Source organism: Pseudomonas sp. KNUC1026 (assembly GCF_021650705.1).
In the GTDB taxonomy this organism is placed as follows: Bacteria; Pseudomonadota; Gammaproteobacteria; order Pseudomonadales; family Pseudomonadaceae; genus Aquipseudomonas.
Map to the genome: position 1 here is coordinate 3552531 of NZ_CP087138.1, position 19000 is coordinate 3571530.

Sequence of the window (19000 nt, forward strand, 5' to 3'; positions counted from 1 at the left end):
CCATGAGCCCTGCACTCGCTCTCGACAATGATTACAACCAGGCGCTGGCCGAAGGTTGGCTGCCTATTCGTGAAGTATCGCGCCGTACCGGAGTGAACCCGGTCACTTTACGTGCCTGGGAACGCCGCTATGGGCTGGTCGTGCCACACCGCACGCCTAAAGGCCACAGGCTCTACTCTGCCGAACATCTGGCTCGCATCGAGTCTGTGCTGACGTGGCTCAACCGGGGAGTGCCGGTAAGCCAGGTGAAGGTTCTGCTGGAAGCACCTGCCGAGCGCTTGCGGCAGCGTTCCGAGAACGAGTGGCAACCGATGTGCCAGCACCTGATCACTGCTGTTGCAGAGCTCGCGGAGCGCAAACTCGACGACAAACTCAACCAGGCCATGGCGCTCTACCCGCCCAGCACGCTGTGCGAGCAGCTACTCATGCCGCTGCTGCGGGAGCTGGAGTTGCGCTGGCAGGGCCAGCCTGGCAGCGCTGCCCAGCGGATCTTCTTCCTGAGCTGGCTGCGCAGCAAATTGGGCGCGCGGGTTTACCACAACAACCGCCAGGTCAGTGGCAAGCCTGCGCCGCCGATCAATCAATCGGACCTGCCCATGGAGCCTGCGCTGTGGATCACCGCCTGGCTGATCAGCAGCGCCGATTGCCCCGTTGAAGTGTTCGATTCCGCCTTGCCGCCTGGCGAACTGGCGGCCACCGCAGCGTTGCTGGAGGCCAGGGCGACGGTGCTGTATTCGAGCCGGCCGATCAGTGTCGAACGCCTTGCCATCCAGGTGGAGGGCGCTGGCCACGTGCTGTTGGCAGGGCCTTGTGTTGAAATCCACCGCAGCGAACTGGCGATGCACACAAGCCTCTCGAGCCTGCCGCTCGCCAGCGCGCCCTGGATGCCTACCAACAGCTTCAAACGGCCAACGTTTTCTAAGGGGTTTGCATGACAGCTTCGGCACCACGTCAACTGGCCTGGCTGCGCACAGACCTGCGCATTCACGACAACACGGCCCTTGCGCATGCCTGCTCTGCAGGGCCTACGATTGCACTGTTCATCCTGAGCCCTGGCCAGTGGCTGAGCCACGACGACGCTGCCAGCAAAGTGGATTTCTGGTTGCGTAACCTGCGCGAACTCGGCTCGCAGTTGGCGGAGCTGAACATCCCCCTGTTGATCAAACGTGCCGACACCTGGGACAAAGTGCCCGCTCTGATAGAGCGCCTGTGCAATGAACACAAGATCGAGGCAGTGCACTGCAACCGCGAGTATGGCGTCAACGAAGGCCGCCGTGATGCCGCGACCGCTGAAGCCTTGAAGCACAGTGACGTTCGGTGGCACAGCTGGCTGGACGGCACCTTGTTCGAACCGGGCGCGATCCTCACGAATTCGGGGGCTACTTCAAGGTCTTCAGCCAGTTCAAGAAACAGTGCCTGGCACGGCTCGAACACGGCTTGCCCAGCATTCACCATCGCCCCAGCAAGCAGGCCGCGCTCGATGTGCCCAGCGACGAGGCGCCGGCGACGCTCAAAGGCTTCGACGCGCCAAGCGAGGCCCTGCGCAAGCTTTGGCCGGCCGGCGAAGCGGAGGCCCGCAAGCGGCTTGATCATTTCACCGATGCCAACATCGATGACTATGACACCGAACGTGACCTGCCCGCGCACCCCGGGACCAGTACCCTCTCCACGTATCTCAATGCCGGCGTGGTGTCGATCCGCCAGTGCCTGCACGCCGCACTGCGTCATAATCGGGGTGAACTCTATTCAGGCAGCAGCGGTGCAACGACCTGGATGAGTGAGCTGATCTGGCGGGAGTTCTACCGGCACATCCTCGAAGGCTTCCCGCGTGTCTCGATGCACCGTGCATTTCGCCCAGAAACCGAAGCGCTGCCCTGGCGCGATGCACCTGATGAATTGGCCGCCTGGCAGGAAGGCCGTACCGGTATTCCACTGGTTGATGCGGCAATGAAGCAGTTGGTCGAAACCGGATGGATGCACAACAGGCTGCGAATGGTCACTGCGATGTTCCTGACCAAGAACCTGTTGATCGACTGGCGGGAAGGTGAGCGGTTTTTCATGAGCCACCTGATCGATGGCGACCTGGCGGCGAACAATGGCGGCTGGCAGTGGAGTGCTTCTACCGGCACTGACTCTGTGCCCTACTTCCGGCTGTTCAATCCGTTGAGCCAGTCACAGCGCTTCGACCCGCAGGGGGTGTTCCTGAAGCAGTGGCTGCCACAACTGGAGCCGCTATGCGCCAAGACCGTTCATGAGCCGGCCAAAGTCAGCGGTGGGCTGTTTGCGCAAGTGGACTATCCCAAGCCGATCGTCGACCTCAAGCGCAGCCGGGAGCGCGCGCTCAGCGCCTTTCGCAATCTGTGATCAGAGCGGCAGTTTGTAGTTGAGCGAGTAGGCTTCGATACCGTCGTTAGGCTCTTTGATGCCACCGTTCGAGTAATGGATCGCACGAACGCTCAACTCGTGGCCGCCCGGCAATTGAACGCCCAGGCCCAGGCGATCTTCGAAGTTGAAGGACGACCCGAGCTTGTTGTCTTCGACCTGGGTTTGCGAGAACAGCGATACCCCGATGCCCGCCTCGATGAAAGGCTTGATCGAGCCATTGCCGAACTCATAGCGGAACACCGGCGCGAATGAAACGCTGTGGACGCTGGAGTGCTTGTCGCCATCCCAGTAGGTATAGCCGGCGTCCCAATAGCCCGTCAGGCGGCCGGCACCGCTTTGCAGCCAGCTTTTGTCCCAGTCGATCTGGTAACCCAGGCGATAGACCTGAGTGGACTCGCCGGTTTCGCCGGCGGAGAACGTCACGCCATCGGCCTGTGCACCTACGCTGTACCCCAGAACCAACACCGCCGTGGCGGCCAACCCCATCAAGCGTTTCATCGACGTACTTCCTGTGTAGTGTTCTTTTCAGGTACGTAAAAGGTGCAAAGCCGAACTCAGCTATAGAAGCTTGGCCTGCGTTATAAGTTCACTGCTGCACAACGACCTTTTCACATCTTTTTTACACTGGCAATAGGCAGACAGGACCTGGCTCACACCCCAGTGCTGGGAGCACGGCCTGCAGAGCCTTCGGGGCACCGCTGGTCCAGTACTGCACCTTGCCCTCGCCTTCTTCACTCAACATCACATGCTGGCTCAACAGACGGTGCGCCTGCCGGGCCACCGCTGCCCCGGTGTCGATCAGGACCATGTCGGGCGGCAACAAGGTGGCGAGCAGTGGCCTCAAGAACGGATAGTGCGTACAGCCCAGGATCAGGGTGTCGCAACCGGCCTCCAGCAGCGGCCCCAGGTAACCTTGCAGCAAACGCAGCAATGCCGGGCTATGCAACTTCCCGGTTTCTATCAGCTCGACCAGCCCCGGGCAGGGCTGAGTGAACACCTGCACGTCGCTGGCGAACTGATCCAGCAAAGCTGCAAAACGAGCGCTCTGCAAGGTCCCGGTGGTCGCCAGCACTCCGACCTTGCCATTACGCGTGGCGCTGGCAGCCGGCTTGACTGCTGGCTCCATGGCGACGATCGGCCAATCAGGGTAGCGCTGGCGCAGGTCTGCGCAGGCGGCGACGGTTGCGGTATTGCAGGCGATCACCAGCGCCTTGGCGCCCTGCTCGCGCAAAAAGGCGGCCACGTGCGCCATGCGCTCGCGGATGTATTCGGGCTCTTTTCACCGTAGGGGCAGTGCCCGCCATCGGCGACGTAAAGCCAGTTTTCCCGAGGCAGCAACGCCTTGAGCTCGTGCAGCACCGACAGGCCGCCAACCCCTGAATCGAACACGCCAACGGGGGCGCTCGCCTCAGCCATGGGGGCCTCCACACACCGGGCACGCCGGGTCACGCTTGACCCTCAGCTCGCGAAAGCGGGTGCCCAGCGCATCGATCAGCAACAGCCTGCCCACCAGCGGTTCCCCGAAACCGGCCAGCAGTTTCAATGCCTCCAGCGCCTGCAGGCTCCCGACCAGCCCGACCAGCGGCCCGGCGACACCTGCCTGGCTGCAGGTGAGTTCCTCTTCACTGCCATGGCCGTACAGGCAGTGGTAGCACGGGCTGCTCGCCTGCCGAGGGTCGAACACCGAGAGCTGGCCCTCCAGGCGAATCGCAGCGCCGCTGACCAACGGCACCCTGGCGGCCACGCAGGCAGCATTGACCGCCTCCCGCGTGGCGAAGTTATCACTGCAATCGAGCACCAGGTCCACGCCGCCGATTACCTCAGCCAAGCAAGCTTCGCTCAATGCCTGGCGATGCGGCACCAGCTCGATACAGGGGTTCAATGCCTTCAGGCGTGCCAGCGCGGAGTCGACCTTGGGCAGGCCAATGTCGGCATTGCCGTGCAGCACCTGGCGCTGCAGATTGGTGACATCGACGCTATCGAAATCGGCCAGATGCAATTGGCCAATACCAGCGGCGGCCAGATAAAGGGCAACCGGCGAACCCAGCCCACCCAGCCCGACGATCAGCACGCGCGCCTGCTTCAGGCGCAGTTGCCCCGCTACGTCGATCTGCGGCAACAACACCTGCCGGCTGTAGCGCAGCAGTTCGTCGTCGCTCAGCATGCCCGCCGGCCCAGGCTGATGCGCTCGTGGCCGCCGAGGTCTTCGCGGCTTTCTATCTGTTCGAAACCGTGTTTGGCCAGCAACTCACGCACGCGCGGCGCCTGGTCGTAGCCATGCTCCAGCAGCAGCCAGCCGCCCCTGGCCAGGTATGCGGGGGCCTGAGCGATGATCTGGCGGATATCATCGAGCCCGTCCGTGCCTGAAACCAGCGCACTGGCAGGCTCGAAACGCACATCACCCGCCACCAGGTGCGGGTCTTGCTCTGCGATATAGGGCGGGTTGCTGACGATCACCTCGAAACGTTCATCGGTAAAGCCGGAGAACCAGTGGCTCGCCAGCACCTGAACGTTGTTCAGGCCAAGGCGCTGCCGATTGCGCTCAGCCAGGGCAACCGCCTCCTCGACACGGTCCACGGCGGTCACCTGCCAACCCGCACGCTCGCGGGCCATGGCCAGGGCGATAGCGCCGGTGCCGGTGCCCAGGTCCAGCGCCCGAGCACTTGGCGCCGGCACCAACTCAAGAGCAGTTTCCACCAGCAGCTCGGTCTCCGGGCGCGGGATCAGGGTGTGCGGCGCGACTTCGAGGTCGAGCGACCAGAAACCCTGCTGGCCAAGAATGTAAGCCACCGGCTCGCCTTCATTGCGCCGCGCCACGTAGCCCGCGAAGGCCTGGGCCTGGTCGTTGGCGACGATGCGCTCGGGCCAGGTGCGCAGGTAGCTGCGGGTTTTGCCCAGGGCAGCGGCGAGCAGCAACTCGGCGTCCAGGCGCGCGGTAGGCGACTGTGGGATCTGCGCTTCGCGCAGCAGGCTGGCAATAATGGTCATTCAGTCACCCAAAGCGGCCAGTTGATCGGCCTGGTATTCGGCCAGCAAAGGTTCGATCACCGCTTCCACGCCGCCTGCGAGTACTTCATCGAGCGCGTAGAGGGTCAGGTTGACGCGATGGTCGGTGACCCGGCCCTGCGGAAAATTGTACGTGCGGATGCGCTCGGAGCGGTCACCCGAGCCGACCAGCAGCTTGCGCTCGCTGGCAATGGCGTTCTGTTGCGCGCTGGTCTGCATGTCGTCCAGCCGTGCCTGCAGCCAGGACATCGCCCGCGCACGGTTCTCGCGCCGCGAGCGCTCCTCCTGGCACTCCACCACCATGCCGGTGGGCAAGTGGGTGATGCGGATCGCCGAGTCGGTCTTGTTGATGTGCTGCCCGCCCGCGCCGGAAGCGCGGTAAGTGTCTACCCGCAGGTCGGCCGGGTTGATCTGGATCGCTGCCTGCTCATCGGGCTCGGGCAGCACCGCCACGGTACAGGCCGAGGTATGAATGCGGCCCTGGGATTCGGTTTCCGGCACTCGCTGCACGCGGTGCGCGCCGGACTCGAACTTGAGCTTGGCGTAAACGTTGTCGCCTTCGACCCGGGCGATCACCTCTTTATAGCCGCCGTGCTCGCCTTCGTTTTCCGACATCACCTCGACCCGCCAGCCCTGGCGCTCGGCATAGCGCGAATACATGCGGAACAGGTCGCCGGAGAAGATCGCAGCCTCGTCACCGCCGGTGCCGGCGCGGATTTCCAGGAACACGTTACGGCCGTCGTTGGGGTCCTTGGGCAGCAGCATGCGTTGCAAGGCGCTTTCGAACGCGGCGATCGTGTCCTTGGCTTCGGCCACTTCCAGCACAGCCATCTCGCGCAGGTCCGGGTCGCTGTCCTTGAGCAGCGCCTGGGCGCCCTCGAGATCAGCCTGCGCCTTGCGCCAGCCGGCGAAGGCCTGCACGACCGGCTCGACTTCGGCGTATTCGCGCGAATAGGCGCGGAATTTGACCTGATCGGTAATGATCTCGGCGTCACCCAGCAGCGCGGTGAGTTCCTCGTAGCGATCCTGGAGGGTCTCCAGCTTGTTGAGCAGCGACGCTTTCATTGCGGGGGGTTATCCGGTGAGCCCTCGTTGAGGGCGAACAATTCCTGGGCCGTGGCCAGCGCTTCGACGCGGCCCTCGGCGGAAAACTTCTTCAGTTGCACGCTTGGGGCGTGCAGCAGTTTGTTGGTCAGGCCCCGTGCCAGCAGCGCCAGGGCCTGCTCGGCGGTGGCGCCATTGGCCAGCGCCCGCTGGGCCTTCTGCAGCTCGTCGTCGCGCAACCGCTCGGCCTGCTGGCGGTAGGCTCGCAGCACGTCCACCGCGGCCAACCCGCGCAGCCTGCCCATGAAATCGCCCACGCCGGCGGCGACCATGTCTTCGGCCGCTTGTGCAGCGCCCTGGCGGCTCTTGAGGTTTTCGGCGACCACTTCATGCAAGTCGTCCACCGAATACAGATACACGTCTTCGAGCTCGCCGACTTCCGGCTCGATGTCGCGCGGTACGGCGATGTCGACCATGAAGATCGGCTTGTGCTTGCGCAGCTTCAGCGCGCTTTCCACTGCGCCCTTGCCCAGGATCGGCAACTGGCTGGCCGTGGAACTGATCACGATGTCGCTGCCGGCAAGCTCCTGCGGGATGTCGGAGAGCAGAACGGCACGCGCGCCGAACTCCTCTGCCAGCAGGCACGCACGCTCCAGAGTGCGGTTGGCCACAACGATACGCTTTACACCCTGCTCATGCAGGTGCCGGGCGACCAGCGTGATGGTTTCGCCGGCGCCGATCAACAATGCCTGGCTGCGTTGCAGGTCGCTGAAGATCTGCCGCGCCAGGCTCACGGCGGCGAACGCCACCGACACCGGGTTTTCACCTATCGCGGTATCGGTGCGCACCTGCTTGGCGGCATTGAAGGTGGCCTGGAACAGCCGCCCGAGCAGCGGGCCGACCGTACCGGCCTCGCGCGCCACAGCGTAGGCCGACTTCATCTGGCCGAGGATCTGCGGCTCGCCGAGCACCAGCGAGTCGAGCCCTGAGGCGACTCGCATCATGTGGCGCACGGCGTCGTCGTCCTGGTGCACATAGGCGCTGGCCTGAAGCTCTTCGACACTCAGCTGGTGATAATCGGCCAGCCAGCGCAGCACCGCCTCCGCGGCGGGGCTCTCCTGTTCCAGGTAAAGCTCGCTGCGGTTGCAGGTAGAGAGGATGGCAGCTTCGCGGCTATCGGTGTGCCGGCAGAGCTGCTGCAAGGCGTCGACCAGTTGCTCGGGGGTGAACGCAACGCGCTCGCGCACGTCCACCGAAGCAGTCTTGTGGTTGATACCGAGGGCGAGGAAGGCCATTCAATGTCGCTGATGAGGACGAACAAGCCGGCAATTGTCCTACTTCGCAGAGCACAGAACAACCACCGTGCTCTATTGTCCCAATAGACGGCTCGGCCCACCGGCCTGTCGCTGGGTTTTGTGCAGTCGCTTGTGTCATCATGCCCGTCAATCGCAGGTCAATCGTTTGAATGCCCTTATATGAATAGATCCCCCGCGTTGCTTCTCGCCCTCGCCGTGCTCAGCGGTTGCCAGGCCCTGCCGCCAGTCGGCCAGCCCAACGGCCCGCAAGCCGACGAAGAAGCCCCGGCAAGCACTCCCGCCAAGCCCGAGAAATACGCAAGTTTTCCGCCTGGTGCCGTCTATAGCCTGCTGGCAGCCGAATTGGCAGGGCAACGCAACCGCTTCGACATTGCCTTGGCCAACTACGTCGACCAGGCGCGCAAAACCCACGATGCTGGCGTCGCCGAGCGCGCCTACCGTATCGCCGAATACCTGGGGGCCGACCAGCCCGCTATCGAGATGGCGTTGCTGTGGGCGAGCGAAGCGCCGGAAAGCACCGATGCACAGCGTGCGGCAGCCATCCAGCTCGCGCGCTCCGGCCGTTACGACCAGTCCATGGTGTACATGGAAAAGGTGCTGCAGGGCCGCGGCGAAACCCATTTCGATTTCCTTGCGCTGAGCGCGGCAGAAACCGACAAGCCAACCCGCGACGGCCTGAAGCAGAGCTTCGACCGGCTGCTCACCAAGTACCCCAACAACGGCCAGCTGATTTTCGGCAAGGCTCTGCTGTTGCAACAGGACGGTGACACCGCCGGGGCGCTGAAGCTGCTCGAAGACAACCCGCCCAAAGATGGCGAAGTGGCGCCGGTGCTGCTTGAGGCACGCCTGCTTCAGGCCACCGATCAGGGCAAGAAGGCCGTGCAATTGCTGGAGAAGTACATCCGCAAGAGCCCGGACGACAAACGCTTGCGCCTGACCTACGCACGCACTCTGGTGGAGCAGAACCGCATCGCCGACGCCAAGGTGCAGTTCGACCAGTTGCTCCAGCAGTACCCCGACGATGACGACCTGCGCTATTCGCTGGCGCTCATCTGCCTGGAGGAAAAGGACTGGGACCAGGCTGAAAGCCTGCTCAACGACCTGGTCGAGCGTGAAGCTCATGTGGACTCGGCGCATCTGAACCTCGGCCGGCTTGCCGAAGAGCGTGGCAACCTGGAACGCGCAGTGAACCAGTATTCGCTGGTGACGCCTGGCCCTGACTACCTGCCTGCCCAATTGCGCCTGGCCGATATCCTGATCGCCAATGGCCGCGCTGCCGATGCTTCCCGGCGCCTGGCCGACAATCGCCTGGCGGCCCCTGACTATGCCGTGCAGCTGTGGCTGGTCGAAGCCGAGGCGCTGGCCGACAACGACAAGGACTCGCTGGCCATGGGCGTGCTGAACAAGGCTCTGACCCAGCACCCGAATGACCCGAGCCTGCTGTATACCCGCGCGATGCTGGGTGAAAAACGCGGCGACCTGGCGCAGCTGGAAAAAGACCTGCGCGCCATCATCGCCCACGATCCGGACAACGCCATGGCCCTAAACGCCCTGGGTTATACGCTGTCGGACCGCACCCAGCGCTACGCCGAAGCCAAGGAACTGATCGAAAAAGCTCACCGGCTGACGCCGGAAGATCCGGCGATTCTCGACAGCCTGGGCTGGGTCAACTTCCGCCTGGGCAACCTCGAACAGGCCGAAACCTACCTGCGCCAGGCCTTCAGCCAGTTCCCCGACCACGAAGTGGCCGCGCACCTGGGCGAAGTGCTCTGGGCTCGTGGCAAACAGAAAGAAGCCCGCGACGTGTGGGCACAAGGCCTTAAAGATCAACCTGACAGCCCCGTCCTGCGCAGCACCCTGCAGCGCCTGACCGGCTCCGAGACCCTCTGACCCATGCAATTGCGCCACTGCCTCGCCCTGTTCTGTTTTTCCCTGCTCGCCGGCTGCGCCGGCCTTGGTCAACAGGAGGCGGTGCAGGGCAGCGGCTCTCCTGAGCAGTGGGCTGCGCACAAGGCCCAGGTGGGCACGGTCAATGGCTGGGAAATCAACGGCAAGATCGGCATCCGGGCACCGCAGGATTCCGGCAGCGGCACGCTGTACTGGCTGCAGCGTCAGGACTATTACGACATCCGCCTCTCCGGCCCATTGGGCCGCGGCGCCGCGCGCCTGACCGGCCGCCCGGGCAAGGCCAGCCTGGAAGTGGCCAACCAGGGCCGCTTCGACGCCGACAGCCCCGAGCAGTTGTTGCGTGACCAACTGGGCTGGAACCTGCCGGTTTCGAACCTGATCTATTGGGTGCGCGGGCTGCCCGCCCCGGCAGCAAGGCATCGATCACGCTCGACGGCGACAGCCATCTCGCTCACCTGGAACAGGACGGCTGGCGGCTGGACTACACCCGCTACAGCGAACAGGGCCCTTATCAACTGCCAGAGCGCATCAAGCTGCAAGGCCATGACCTGGACGTGACCCTGGTGATCAAGGACTGGCAGCCGCGCCAGCTGGGCCGCTGAAATGCCCAGCGAACGCCTGACGCTGCCCTCTCCGGCCAAGCTCAACCTGATGCTGCACATTCTTGGCCGCCGCCCCGACGGCTACCACGAACTGCAAACGCTCTTTCAGTTTCTCGATCATGGCGACGAGCTGGATTTCGCCGTGCGTGACGACGGTGAGATACACCTTCACAGCGACCTCGCCGGCGTGCCGCACGAGAGCAACCTGATCGTGCGCGCCGCACGGGCACTGCAACAGGCCAGCGGCACTTGCCTGGGCGCCGACATCTGGCTGCGCAAAGTGCTGCCCATGGGCGGCGGGATCGGTGGCGGCAGTTCGAACGCTGCCACCACTCTGCTGGGGCTGGATTACCTATGGGGCACGCAACTGGGCGAAGACCGGCTGGCGGCGCTTGGGCTGAAGCTGGGGGCAGACGTACCGGTTTTCGTGCGCGGCAAGGCCGCCTTTGCCGAGGGCGTCGGGGAAATCCTCACCCCTGTGGAACCTGAAGAACCGTGGTATCTGGTGCTCGTCCCGCAAGTCTCTGTAAGTACAGCAGAAATTTTTTCAGATCCGCTGTTGACACGTAACTCGAAGCCCATTAAAGTGCGCCCCGTTCCCAAGGGAAACAGTCGAAATGACTGCCAACCGGTGGTAGAGCAGCGTTACCCAGAAGTACGTAACGCACTGAATTTGCTAAACAAATTCACATGCGCTAGACTCACCGGCACTGGAAGTTGTGTGTTTGGGGCCTTCCCAAACAAGGTCGAAGCTGATAAGGTTTCGGGCCTTCTGACAGAGACCCTAACAGGGTTTGTAGCGAAGGGAAGCAACACTTCGATGTTGCATCGCAAGTTGCAGAGTCTGTTCTAAAGAACCGAGTGCCCAGCACTCGATGATCCGCTACAGGGGCGTCGCCAAGCGGTAAGGCAGCAGGTTTTGATCCTGCCATGCGTTGGTTCGAATCCAGCCGCCCCTGCCATTTTCCTATACTCATCCAGGTATACCCTCAGCCGGCAGGTACTGCGCGTGTCCAAGATGATGGTCTTTACGGGGAATTCCAACCCCGATCTGGCTCGGCGTGTCGTACGTCAGCTTCATATCCCCCTGGGTGATGTCTCGGTCGGCAAGTTCTCCGACGGTGAAATCAGTGCTGAAATCAACGAAAACGTTCGCGGTAAAGACGTCTTCATCATTCAGCCCACCTGTGCACCGACCAACGATAACCTGATGGAACTGGTAGTGATGGCAGACGCCTTCCGCCGCTCCTCGGCATCGCGAATCACCGCCGTGATCCCCTATTTCGGTTATGCCCGCCAGGACCGCCGCCCGCGCTCCGCACGTGTTGCGATCAGCGCCAAGGTCGTGGCCGACATGCTCACCGTGGTCGGTATCGACCGGGTGCTCACTGTCGACCTGCATGCCGATCAGATTCAGGGCTTCTTCGATATCCCTGTCGACAACATCTACGGCTCGCCCGTGCTGGTCGATGACATCGAAGATCAACGTTTCGAAAACCTCATGATCGTTTCCCCCGACATCGGTGGCGTCGTGCGTGCACGTGCCGTAGCCAAGTCGCTGGGCGTCGATCTGGGTATCATCGACAAGCGTCGCGAGAAAGCCAACCACTCCGAGGTGATGCACATCATCGGTGACGTGGAAGGCCGTACCTGCATCCTGGTCGATGACATGGTCGATACCGCCGGCACACTCTGCCATGCCGCCAAGGCGCTGAAAGAGCATGGCGCGGCCAAGGTGTACGCCTATTGCACCCACCCGGTGCTGTCGGGCCGCGCCATCGAGAACATCGAGAATTCCGTGCTTGACGAGCTGGTGGTGACCAATACCATCCCGCTGTCTGCCGCAGCACAAGCCTGTGCACGTGTCCGCCAACTGGACATCGCACCGGTCGTCGCCGAAGCGGTTCGCCGCATCAGCAACGAAGAATCGATCAGCGCGATGTTCCGCTGAGGGCCCTGCCCTCTCGGCATCACGCTGACGAAACGCGCCCCGCCCGAGCATTGTTTGCCGGGCGGGGCTTTTTTGCCTTGAAAGCCCTTGCGCTGGTCGCAAACGCAAGCGCCCAAAAGGCCAATCTGGAGATACAAAATGACTGATTTCATCCTGAATGCCGAAGCGCGTTCCGATTCGGGGAAAGGTGCGAGCCGCCGCCTGCGTCGCAATGCTGGCCAGATCCCTGCCGTTGTATACGGTGGTAACCAGGCCCCCGAGTCGATCACCCTGATCGCCAAGGACTTCAGCAAACTGCTGGAAAACGAAGCCACCTTCGCTCACGTCATCGAGCTGAACGTCGGCGGCAAAAAGCAGAACGTCCTGATCAAGGCACTGCAGCGTCATCCAGTAAAAGGCTTCCCGCTGCACGCTGACTTCGTTCGCGTCGTTGCTGGCCAGAAACTGACCGCCAAGGTCCCGGTTCACTTCATGAACCAGGAAGCTGCTGTCAAGAAAGGCGGCGAGATCTCGCACACCGAGACCGAGCTGGAAGTGTCCTGCCTGCCCAAGGACCTGCCTGAGTTCATCGAAGTGGACATGGCCGATGCTGAAATCGGTACCATCGTTCACCTGTCCGATGTCAAAGCGCCCAAAGGCGTCGAGTTCGTGGCCCTGGCCCACGGCAACGACCTGGCTGTCGCCAACGTTCACGCTCCGCGCGTGCAGGTTGAAGACGGCGAAGAAGGCGAAGAAGCCGCCGAGTAATCGAGCCGCTTGCGCCCACGGCCACCTTCGGGTGGCCTGACAGCGTGCAAAAAGGAAGAGCCCCTGACGTGACCGCCATCCAGTTGATCGTTGGCCTGGGAAACCCCGGCCCCGAATACGAACAGACCCGGCATAACGCAGGGGCTCTTTTCGTTGAGCGTATCGCCCGCGACCAGAACGTGAACCTGGCGGCTGATCGCAAGTATTCAGGCCTGGTGGGGCGTTTTACCCACAAAGGCCAGGACGTTCGTCTGCTGATCCCTACCACCTACATGAACCGCAGCGGCCAGTCGGTCGGTGCGCTGGCGAATTTCTTCCGCATTCCGGTAGACGCCATCCTGGTGGCTCACGACGAACTCGACATGCCCCGGGCGTTGCCAAACTCAAGCAGGGTGGCGGCCACGGCGGCCATAACGGGCTTCGCGACATCATCGCCTCGCTCGGCAACAACAACGGGTTTCACCGCCTGCGGCTGGGTATCGGCCACCCCGGTGATGCCAGCAAGGTGTCTGGGTTCGTTCTGGGCCGCGCTCCGCGCGAAGAACAGGACAAGCTCGACGCCAGTATCGATTTCGCCCTCGGCGTGCTGCCGACCATCCTCGCCGGCGACTGGCCGAAAGCGATGCGCGACCTGCACAGCCAGAAGGCCTGACTCTTCGAAGAGGGAAGCACCATGGGTTTCAACTGCGGCATCGTCGGCCTGCCCAACGTAGGCAAATCCACCCTGTTCAACGCGCTGACCAAATCCGGCATCGCAGCGGAGAACTTTCCGTTCTGCACCATCGAGCCCAACAGCGGCATCGTACCGATGCCCGATGCGCGCCTCGATGCACTGGCGGCAATCGTCAAGCCTGAACGGGTGATCCCCACCACCATGGAGTTCGTGGACATCGCGGGCCTGGTGGCCGGTGCCTCCAAAGGTGAAGGCCTGGGCAACAAGTTCCTCGCCAACATCCGCGAAACCGATGCCATCGCCCACGTGGTGCGCTGCTTCGAAGACGAGAACGTGATTCACGTTTCCAACAGCGTCGACCCCAAGCGCGACATCGAGATCATCGACCTGGAGCTGATCTTCGCCGACCTCGACAGTTGCGAGAAGCAACTGCAGAAGGTCGCCCGCAATGCCAAGGGCGGCGACAAGGACGCGCTGGCGCAGAAGGCCATTCTGGAAAAACTCATTCCGCACTTCACCGAAGGCAAGCCTGCGCGCAGCCTGATGAAGAACATGAGCCCAGAGGAAAAGGCCGTTATCCGTGGCTTCCACCTGCTGACCAGCAAACCGGTGATGTACATCGCCAACGTGGCTGAAGACGGCTTCGAGAACAACCCGCTGCTGGATGTGGTCAAGGCCATCGCCGCCGAGGAAGGCGCCATCGTGGTACCGGTCTGCAACAAGATCGAGGCCGAGATCGCCGAACTCGACGACGGCGAGGAGAAGGACATGTTCCTCGAAGAACTGGGCCTGGAGGAACCCGGCCTGAACCGCGTGATCCGCGCCGGCTACTCGCTGCTGAACCTGCAAACCTATTTCACCGCTGGCGTGAAGGAAGTCCGTGCCTGGACCGTACGTGTAGGTGCTACTGCGCCGCAGTCCGCTGCCGTGATCCACACCGACTTCGAGAAAGGCTTCATCCGCGCCGAAGTGGTCGCCTATGACGACTTCATCCAGTTCAAGGGTGAGAACGGTGCGAAGGAAGCGGGCAAGTGGCGGCTGGAAGGCAAGGAATACATCGTCAAGGATGGCGATGTAATGCATTTCCGTTTCAACGTTTGACGCCTGGCCTGCCCTTGGTTAACCACACAAGCCAAGGAGCGAGCTATCTGCCTTCAGCGCTTCAAAGATTCGATGCCTGCCAGCCAGGCATCGAATAGCGCACACTCCGCACGCATGGAGTCAAGTCCGATCTGCAGAGCGGCCAACGTGCCCATCAGCGGCTTCTCATACCCCGGCATCAATGCTTCGATGCGCTTGCTGGGTGCCGTCGCTGGGCTGTTGTTGATATGTTCAGGGCTTTCGAATTTGCCCACCACCTCTCGCAAACCCAGGCCCAGTTCGGGGCGATCAACGCCCTGAGCGAAGGCTTCAGGGTCACTGAACAGTAGTGACTCGAACTCGTACATCTGCACGAAGGGCACGAATCGCCGCATCGGCCCCGCGCAATCACCTTGGCGAGCTCCGCCACCATCGCCTGCTGAACAGCCGAGGCTTTTTCTTTTATGGATGCCGTTCCGGCCCCGAGCCTTTTCCTGGAAAAGACTCGGGCAAACCATAAAAGTCGAAGAATGAAGTGCAGTAGGCCGTAGCATCACCTAGCAGCCTGTTCTGAACGTCTGCACGCAGGCGTTCGAATTTGAAGTTGCCGCCCTTATGGCCAGGCTTGCCCACCAAGGCGGGAACCAACTGAATAGACAGTGCCTGGAAATAAGGAACCAGCAGCTCCTTGACGAACATCTCCTCAGTTTGCCCTTCACAGATGACATGCACCCGGATCATCGTGAAGGTCTCCCACCCAGGATGTTTTTCTCCCATAGCTCGCCAATGCAGTAGTCCTGCAACCATTCGGAAAAGTCGTCCTCATCCAGCCGCTTGAAAACCGACCCACCCGATTCGCGCTCCACGACGATCAAGTCTTGAATCCCGAACTCATTGAGCAACGATACCGATTGTGTCGAAACGATCACTTGCGTGCGCGTGGCTGCTGAACGTATCAGCGCGCCCAGCAACACGATTGCATAAGGATGCAAGCCCAGCTCTGGTTCATCGATGATGATGGTCGTAGGAGGCTCCGGTTGCAGCAACGCGGTAGCCAAGCAGATAAACCGAATCGAACCATCGGACAGCTGGCTTGGCCAAAGCGAATAGTCGCTGTCGTTCTGCTTCCACAACAGGCGAATCTGTTGCTCTTCGGTAGGCAATGTAGTCGGTTGAAGTACGAAGTCATCGAAAAACGGCACGGCAAGGCGCACTGTCTTTCTGATCTGGCTGTAGACCTGAGGTGAGTCATCACGCAGGCGATAGAGAAAGGCTGCCAGGTTCGAGGCGTCCATTCTCAGGAAAGCGTTATCGTGCAGTGAGCCTTGCCGCTTCACGCCCGCAGTATCGCTGGTATCGTGGAAGTGGAAAACCTTCCAACCGGAGATGGCGCGATGGCAGAACGTCGCAATCTTGCTGGAAGTGCCCCCATCCATTTCTTTCTTTAGATTCGACTCGGAGTGACCCGACCCTAGCCGTGGCCTCGATACCCCGTGAACAGGACCGTTGAAATAAAGCATTTCACTAATAAAGGTGAATCCGCCCTCAGGAGTGGCTTCCAATGCGACTTGGTAACCATTGGCGCCAAACCGGATGGACGTCACCAATTCCTGGGTTTCCTTGATCCCGTAACTCAGTACACGTTCTGCACCACCCTGCTTTGCAGCCCAGATCTGCAAACGCCCCTCTACCAATTCAGAGAGCATCCGAAAGTAGCCGACGAAATTGCTCTTGCCCACATCATTGGCACCTATCAGGACGTTCAAGCTCGACAGATGCAGGTTTTCCATCGTGCGGATGGACTTGAATCCACTGATCGAAAGCCTGTGGATTGCGCTCATAGGGTCACCGGCCAAACATTGAATAATGCTTGAAGGATACCCTCCCCCCGCCCATGGGCCACTCAGCATTCTGCTAGACCAACAACACGACCGGCGGTACCTCACAGTTTGCGCAAGCCACTCTGCCAAACACACCGCGAACCCTTACAATCTCCGCCGTTCCGTGCCCTGCCTGAAGGCTCGTCGGCCCATGACGCTCGATCCCATTACCCTTCTTTCCATGACCGTGGCGCTGGCCGCAGCGGCAGGCCTGTACCTGGCGGTCGAGTGGCGTAACGTGCGCGAGCCGTCGCTGCTTTACTGGTGCGCGGGGTTTTCAACAATTGCGATAGGTTCGACCCTTGCACTGCTGCGCAGCAGCGGTTTCCTGTTCATCGGGATCTGGTTCGCCAACGGGCTGCTGATTGCGGCTCACGGCCTGTTCCTGATGGGGGTGGCGCGCTTTACGCAAACACACCTCTCACGGGCCTGGTGCCTGATCGTGCCGTTGTGGACCGTGCTGCTAGCGCTGCCGGCCGGCCCACTCTGGTCGGCACTGATGCTGGCCAGCAACTCGGCCTTGGTTGCGCTGCTGAGCCTGCGCGCCAGTTACCTGCTGCGCCCGCATGGGGTCTCGCTCAGCGTAGGCGCGGTGCAATTACGTTTCGTAATGCTGGGGCACGGGGCGTTCTACCTGGCCAAGGCGTTGTCTGCAGTGATGCCTGGTGCCTTGATCGACCTGGCCGCGTTCAAGGGCCAGATCATCCAGATTTCGCTGATCGAGGGTGTTGTGGCGATCATGCTGATCGCCCTGTCGATGATCGGCACCGAGCGCCACCGGCGGGAGAAGCGCATCGCCCGCCTGGCTGCACGCGACCCGCTGACGTCACTCTATAACCGCCGGGCGCTGGAAGTGCGGGCGCCTCAACTGCTGGCCAGCGCCAGCCGGGAAGCACCCGGCGCCTTGCTGCTGATCGACATCGACCACTTCAAGCAAGTCAACGACCTGCACGGCCACAACGCTGGCGACCATCTGTTGGTGGCACTGAGCGAGATCATCCGCACTCACCTGCCCCAAGGAGCGGTGGCGGCGCGCCTGGGCGGTGATGAGTTCGTGATCCTGCTCAAGCACGCCTCTATCGACGGCATCGTGGAACTGAGCGGGGCGCTGCGAACGCACTTTCAGCAGATCGCGCAACAGCAATTCCCGACGCCGGATGCGGCTACCCTGAGTGTTGGTGCTACGTTCTTCGACCAGCCGCCGGCCAGTCTCGCGGCGCTGATCGAGCAGGGAGATGCAGCGCTGTACGAGTCCAAGCGGGGTGGGCGGGACAGCTTGCGGCTCAAGGACTGGACGACGAGGGCGCCCGGCGAACCGAAGAAACACGCGGTGACCGAGGCAATTCAATAGCCCTGAAGCGGCGCACGGCCACTCTCTGAAGCGCGCATGCGCATGCAAGCTCATCGCCCGGTACAGCCGGCCTCCCACAGGTTCAGGTCAATTAATGGCCTATTGAAACCACCCCCTATCCAACACAACTATTTCCCCTCAAAATGTCACTCAATCACAGTGGCCCATTCAGGGGAGCGGGCCGCATTCTGGAGCGTGGAACCTAATGGCAGCACTGCAACTGAGCACTCTCGAGGCGTTGTCGGCGAACCAGGCCGATACTATCAACCAATGGATTTCGCAACTTGAAGCCAGTGGCGCCACCCGCAACGTGCGTGAAAGCGACCTGCGCCAGCAGACTGCCGAGCTCCTGGGCCTGCTGCTCGCGGCGCTAGCCAAACAGGCTGGCACGCAGATCGGCGACAGTGGCTGGGACGACACCCGCCGCTTCCTCGAGCGGCTGTCGAACAGCCGTGCGCAGCTGGGCCATGAATCGCACCAGACCGCGCATTTCATTTTCGCGCTCAAAGGCGTGTTGTTCGCCCGTTTGCAAGCGGCCTACCGCGACCAGCCCGAGCTGCTGGCCGAACAGCTCTGGGAAATCTCCGAGTTGCTCGATGCACTGGCCATGCACACCATCGGCACTTTCCAGCGGTCCCGCGAAGCGGTGATCAAACGCCAGCAGGAGGAACTGCTGGAGCTTTCCACGCCAGTGGTCAAGTTGTGGGACGGCGTGCTCGCACTGCCGATGATCGGCACCCTGGACTCCCAGCGCAGCCAGACAGTGATGGAGTCGCTGCTGCAAGCGATCGTCGATACTGGCTCCGAAATCGCCATCATCGACATCACCGGCGTGCCCACCGTCGACACCCTGGTGGCTCAGCATCTGCTCAAAACCGTAACCGCGATCCGCCTGATGGGTGCAGATTGCATCGTCAGCGGCGTGCGCCCCCAGATCGCTCAGACCATCGTGCACCTGGGCCTGGACCTCGGCGAGCTGGTGACCAAGGCAAGCCTGGCCGATGCATTGAAACTGGCCCTGGCACGCATGGGTGTCACCGTCAGCAAGGCGGTATAA

General features: G+C 62.0%; 16 protein-coding genes, 1 tRNA gene and 4 pseudogenes. 12 read left to right on the forward strand and 9 right to left on the reverse strand.

The annotated features are described in order from the left end of the window. The first annotated feature begins 2 nt into the window (after nucleotides 1-2). Together LN139_RS16670 and phrB are read left to right on the forward strand one after the other, a co-directional pair. The gene (locus LN139_RS16670) at nucleotides 3-935 is read left to right on the forward strand and encodes a MerR family transcriptional regulator (protein WP_236355268.1); all 933 of its coding nucleotides are present in this window, start codon (nucleotides 3-5) and stop codon (nucleotides 933-935) included. Next, nucleotides 932-2364, forward strand: a pseudogene (gene phrB, locus LN139_RS16675) (deoxyribodipyrimidine photo-lyase). Before LN139_RS16670 ends, phrB begins: the two are co-directional and overlap by 4 nt. Here the strand turns inward: phrB and LN139_RS16680 are convergent. From LN139_RS16680 to hemA, 6 genes and pseudogenes are all read right to left on the reverse strand, one after another. Continuing rightward, complete coding sequence (locus tag LN139_RS16680; protein ID WP_236355269.1) at nucleotides 2365-2883, reverse strand: acyloxyacyl hydrolase; 519 nt, start codon at nucleotides 2881-2883, stop codon at nucleotides 2365-2367. A 121-nt stretch (nucleotides 2884-3004) separates the two neighbouring features. Continuing rightward, nucleotides 3005-3801: pseudogene (murI, locus tag LN139_RS16685) on the reverse strand (glutamate racemase). Next, entirely contained in the window at nucleotides 3794-4549 is a 756-nt protein-coding gene (locus LN139_RS16690) for a molybdopterin-synthase adenylyltransferase MoeB (RefSeq protein WP_236355270.1), read from the reverse strand. Before LN139_RS16690 ends, murI begins: the two are co-directional and overlap by 8 nt. After that, complete coding sequence (gene prmC / locus LN139_RS16695) at nucleotides 4543-5373, reverse strand: peptide chain release factor N(5)-glutamine methyltransferase (protein WP_236355271.1); 831 nt, start codon at nucleotides 5371-5373, stop codon at nucleotides 4543-4545. The genes LN139_RS16690 and prmC overlap by 7 nt, the downstream gene beginning before the upstream one ends. Beyond that, a complete protein-coding gene (prfA, locus tag LN139_RS16700; RefSeq protein ID WP_236355272.1) occupies nucleotides 5374-6456 on the reverse strand; it encodes a peptide chain release factor 1 in 1083 nt (360 codons plus the stop codon). Further along, complete coding sequence (gene hemA, locus LN139_RS16705; RefSeq protein ID WP_236355273.1) at nucleotides 6453-7730, reverse strand: glutamyl-tRNA reductase; 1278 nt, start codon at nucleotides 7728-7730, stop codon at nucleotides 6453-6455. The genes prfA and hemA overlap by 4 nt, the downstream gene beginning before the upstream one ends. Nucleotides 7731-7910: 180 nt before the next feature. Here hemA and LN139_RS16710 point away from each other — a divergent pair, with 180 nt between their 5' ends. The 8 genes and pseudogenes from LN139_RS16710 (at nucleotide 7911) to ychF (ending at nucleotide 14733) form a co-directional block, all read left to right on the forward strand. Then, complete coding sequence (locus LN139_RS16710) at nucleotides 7911-9641, forward strand: tetratricopeptide repeat protein (RefSeq protein ID WP_236355274.1); 1731 nt, start codon at nucleotides 7911-7913, stop codon at nucleotides 9639-9641. 3 nt (nucleotides 9642-9644) lie between these two features. Then, a pseudogene (gene lolB / locus LN139_RS16715) lies at nucleotides 9645-10261 on the forward strand (lipoprotein insertase outer membrane protein LolB). A gap of 1 nt (nucleotide 10262) precedes the next feature. Next, nucleotides 10263-11114: a 4-(cytidine 5'-diphospho)-2-C-methyl-D-erythritol kinase gene (gene ispE, locus LN139_RS16720; protein WP_236355275.1), complete on the forward strand. Its 852-nt coding sequence runs from the start codon at nucleotides 10263-10265 to the stop codon at nucleotides 11112-11114. 34 nt (nucleotides 11115-11148) lie between these two features. Continuing rightward, nucleotides 11149-11223: transfer RNA gene (locus LN139_RS16725), tRNA-Gln, on the forward strand. Nucleotides 11224-11270: 47 nt separating this feature from the next. Beyond that, the gene (locus LN139_RS16730) at nucleotides 11271-12212 is read left to right on the forward strand and encodes a ribose-phosphate pyrophosphokinase (protein ID WP_236355276.1); all 942 of its coding nucleotides are present in this window, start codon (nucleotides 11271-11273) and stop codon (nucleotides 12210-12212) included. Between the two features lie 138 nt (nucleotides 12213-12350). Next, a complete protein-coding gene (locus tag LN139_RS16735; protein ID WP_236355277.1) occupies nucleotides 12351-12959 on the forward strand; it encodes a 50S ribosomal protein L25/general stress protein Ctc in 609 nt (202 codons plus the stop codon). Between the two features lie 68 nt (nucleotides 12960-13027). After that, nucleotides 13028-13611, forward strand: a pseudogene (gene pth / locus LN139_RS16740) (aminoacyl-tRNA hydrolase). Nucleotides 13612-13632: 21 nt separating this feature from the next. Further along, nucleotides 13633-14733 (forward strand): redox-regulated ATPase YchF, encoded by a 1101-nt coding sequence (ychF, locus tag LN139_RS16745; protein ID WP_236355278.1) that lies wholly within the window; start codon nucleotides 13633-13635, stop codon nucleotides 14731-14733. A 53-nt stretch (nucleotides 14734-14786) separates the two neighbouring features. Here the strand turns inward: ychF and LN139_RS24930 are convergent, their stop codons facing one another. The 3 genes from LN139_RS24930 to LN139_RS16755 form a co-directional block, all read right to left on the reverse strand. Further along, the gene (locus LN139_RS24930) at nucleotides 14787-15107 is read right to left on the reverse strand and encodes a DUF4276 family protein (protein WP_268944765.1); all 321 of its coding nucleotides are present in this window, start codon (nucleotides 15105-15107) and stop codon (nucleotides 14787-14789) included. A 67-nt stretch (nucleotides 15108-15174) separates the two neighbouring features. Further along, nucleotides 15175-15453 carry a DUF4276 family protein gene (locus LN139_RS24935; RefSeq protein WP_268944766.1) on the reverse strand — a complete coding sequence of 93 codons (279 nt, stop codon included), beginning with the start codon at nucleotides 15451-15453 and terminating at the stop codon, nucleotides 15175-15177. Continuing rightward, complete coding sequence (locus tag LN139_RS16755) at nucleotides 15450-16553, reverse strand: AAA family ATPase (protein WP_236355279.1); 1104 nt, start codon at nucleotides 16551-16553, stop codon at nucleotides 15450-15452. The genes LN139_RS24935 and LN139_RS16755 overlap by 4 nt, the downstream gene beginning before the upstream one ends. Nucleotides 16554-16743: 190 nt before the next feature. On the opposite strand from LN139_RS16755, the gene LN139_RS16760 reads away from it, so the two are divergent. Then, a complete protein-coding gene (locus LN139_RS16760) occupies nucleotides 16744-17943 on the forward strand; it encodes a GGDEF domain-containing protein (RefSeq protein WP_236355280.1) in 1200 nt (399 codons plus the stop codon). Between the two features lie 205 nt (nucleotides 17944-18148). Beyond that, complete coding sequence (locus tag LN139_RS16765) at nucleotides 18149-19000, forward strand: STAS domain-containing protein (RefSeq protein ID WP_236355281.1); 852 nt, start codon at nucleotides 18149-18151, stop codon at nucleotides 18998-19000.

What these genes read in the sequence shown, in the direction of transcription:
- LN139_RS16760 (WP_236355280.1), top strand. Translation starts at nt 16,744, where the DNA reads ATGACGCTCGATCCCATTACCCTTCTTTCCATGACCGTGGCGCTGGCC.
- LN139_RS16670 (WP_236355268.1), top strand. Translation starts at nt 3, where the DNA reads ATGAGCCCTGCACTCGCTCTCGACAATGATTACAACCAGGCGCTGGCC.
- ispE (WP_236355275.1), top strand. Translation starts at nt 10,263, where the DNA reads ATGCCCAGCGAACGCCTGACGCTGCCCTCTCCGGCCAAGCTCAACCTG.
- hemA (WP_236355273.1), bottom strand. Translation starts at nt 7,730, where the DNA reads ATGGCCTTCCTCGCCCTCGGTATCAACCACAAGACTGCTTCGGTGGAC.
- LN139_RS16765 (WP_236355281.1), top strand. Translation starts at nt 18,149, where the DNA reads ATGGCAGCACTGCAACTGAGCACTCTCGAGGCGTTGTCGGCGAACCAG.
- LN139_RS16735 (WP_236355277.1), top strand. Translation starts at nt 12,351, where the DNA reads ATGACTGATTTCATCCTGAATGCCGAAGCGCGTTCCGATTCGGGGAAA.
- prmC (WP_236355271.1), bottom strand. Translation starts at nt 5,373, where the DNA reads ATGACCATTATTGCCAGCCTGCTGCGCGAAGCGCAGATCCCACAGTCG.
- LN139_RS16690 (WP_236355270.1), bottom strand. Translation starts at nt 4,549, where the DNA reads ATGCTGAGCGACGACGAACTGCTGCGCTACAGCCGGCAGGTGTTGTTG.
- LN139_RS24935 (WP_268944766.1), bottom strand. Translation starts at nt 15,453, where the DNA reads ATGATCCGGGTGCATGTCATCTGTGAAGGGCAAACTGAGGAGATGTTC.
- LN139_RS16755 (WP_236355279.1), bottom strand. Translation starts at nt 16,553, where the DNA reads ATGAGCGCAATCCACAGGCTTTCGATCAGTGGATTCAAGTCCATCCGC.
- LN139_RS24930 (WP_268944765.1), bottom strand. Translation starts at nt 15,107, where the DNA reads ATGCGGCGATTCGTGCCCTTCGTGCAGATGTACGAGTTCGAGTCACTA.
- LN139_RS16710 (WP_236355274.1), top strand. Translation starts at nt 7,911, where the DNA reads ATGAATAGATCCCCCGCGTTGCTTCTCGCCCTCGCCGTGCTCAGCGGT.
- ychF (WP_236355278.1), top strand. Translation starts at nt 13,633, where the DNA reads ATGGGTTTCAACTGCGGCATCGTCGGCCTGCCCAACGTAGGCAAATCC.
- LN139_RS16680 (WP_236355269.1), bottom strand. Translation starts at nt 2,883, where the DNA reads ATGAAACGCTTGATGGGGTTGGCCGCCACGGCGGTGTTGGTTCTGGGG.
- prfA (WP_236355272.1), bottom strand. Translation starts at nt 6,456, where the DNA reads ATGAAAGCGTCGCTGCTCAACAAGCTGGAGACCCTCCAGGATCGCTAC.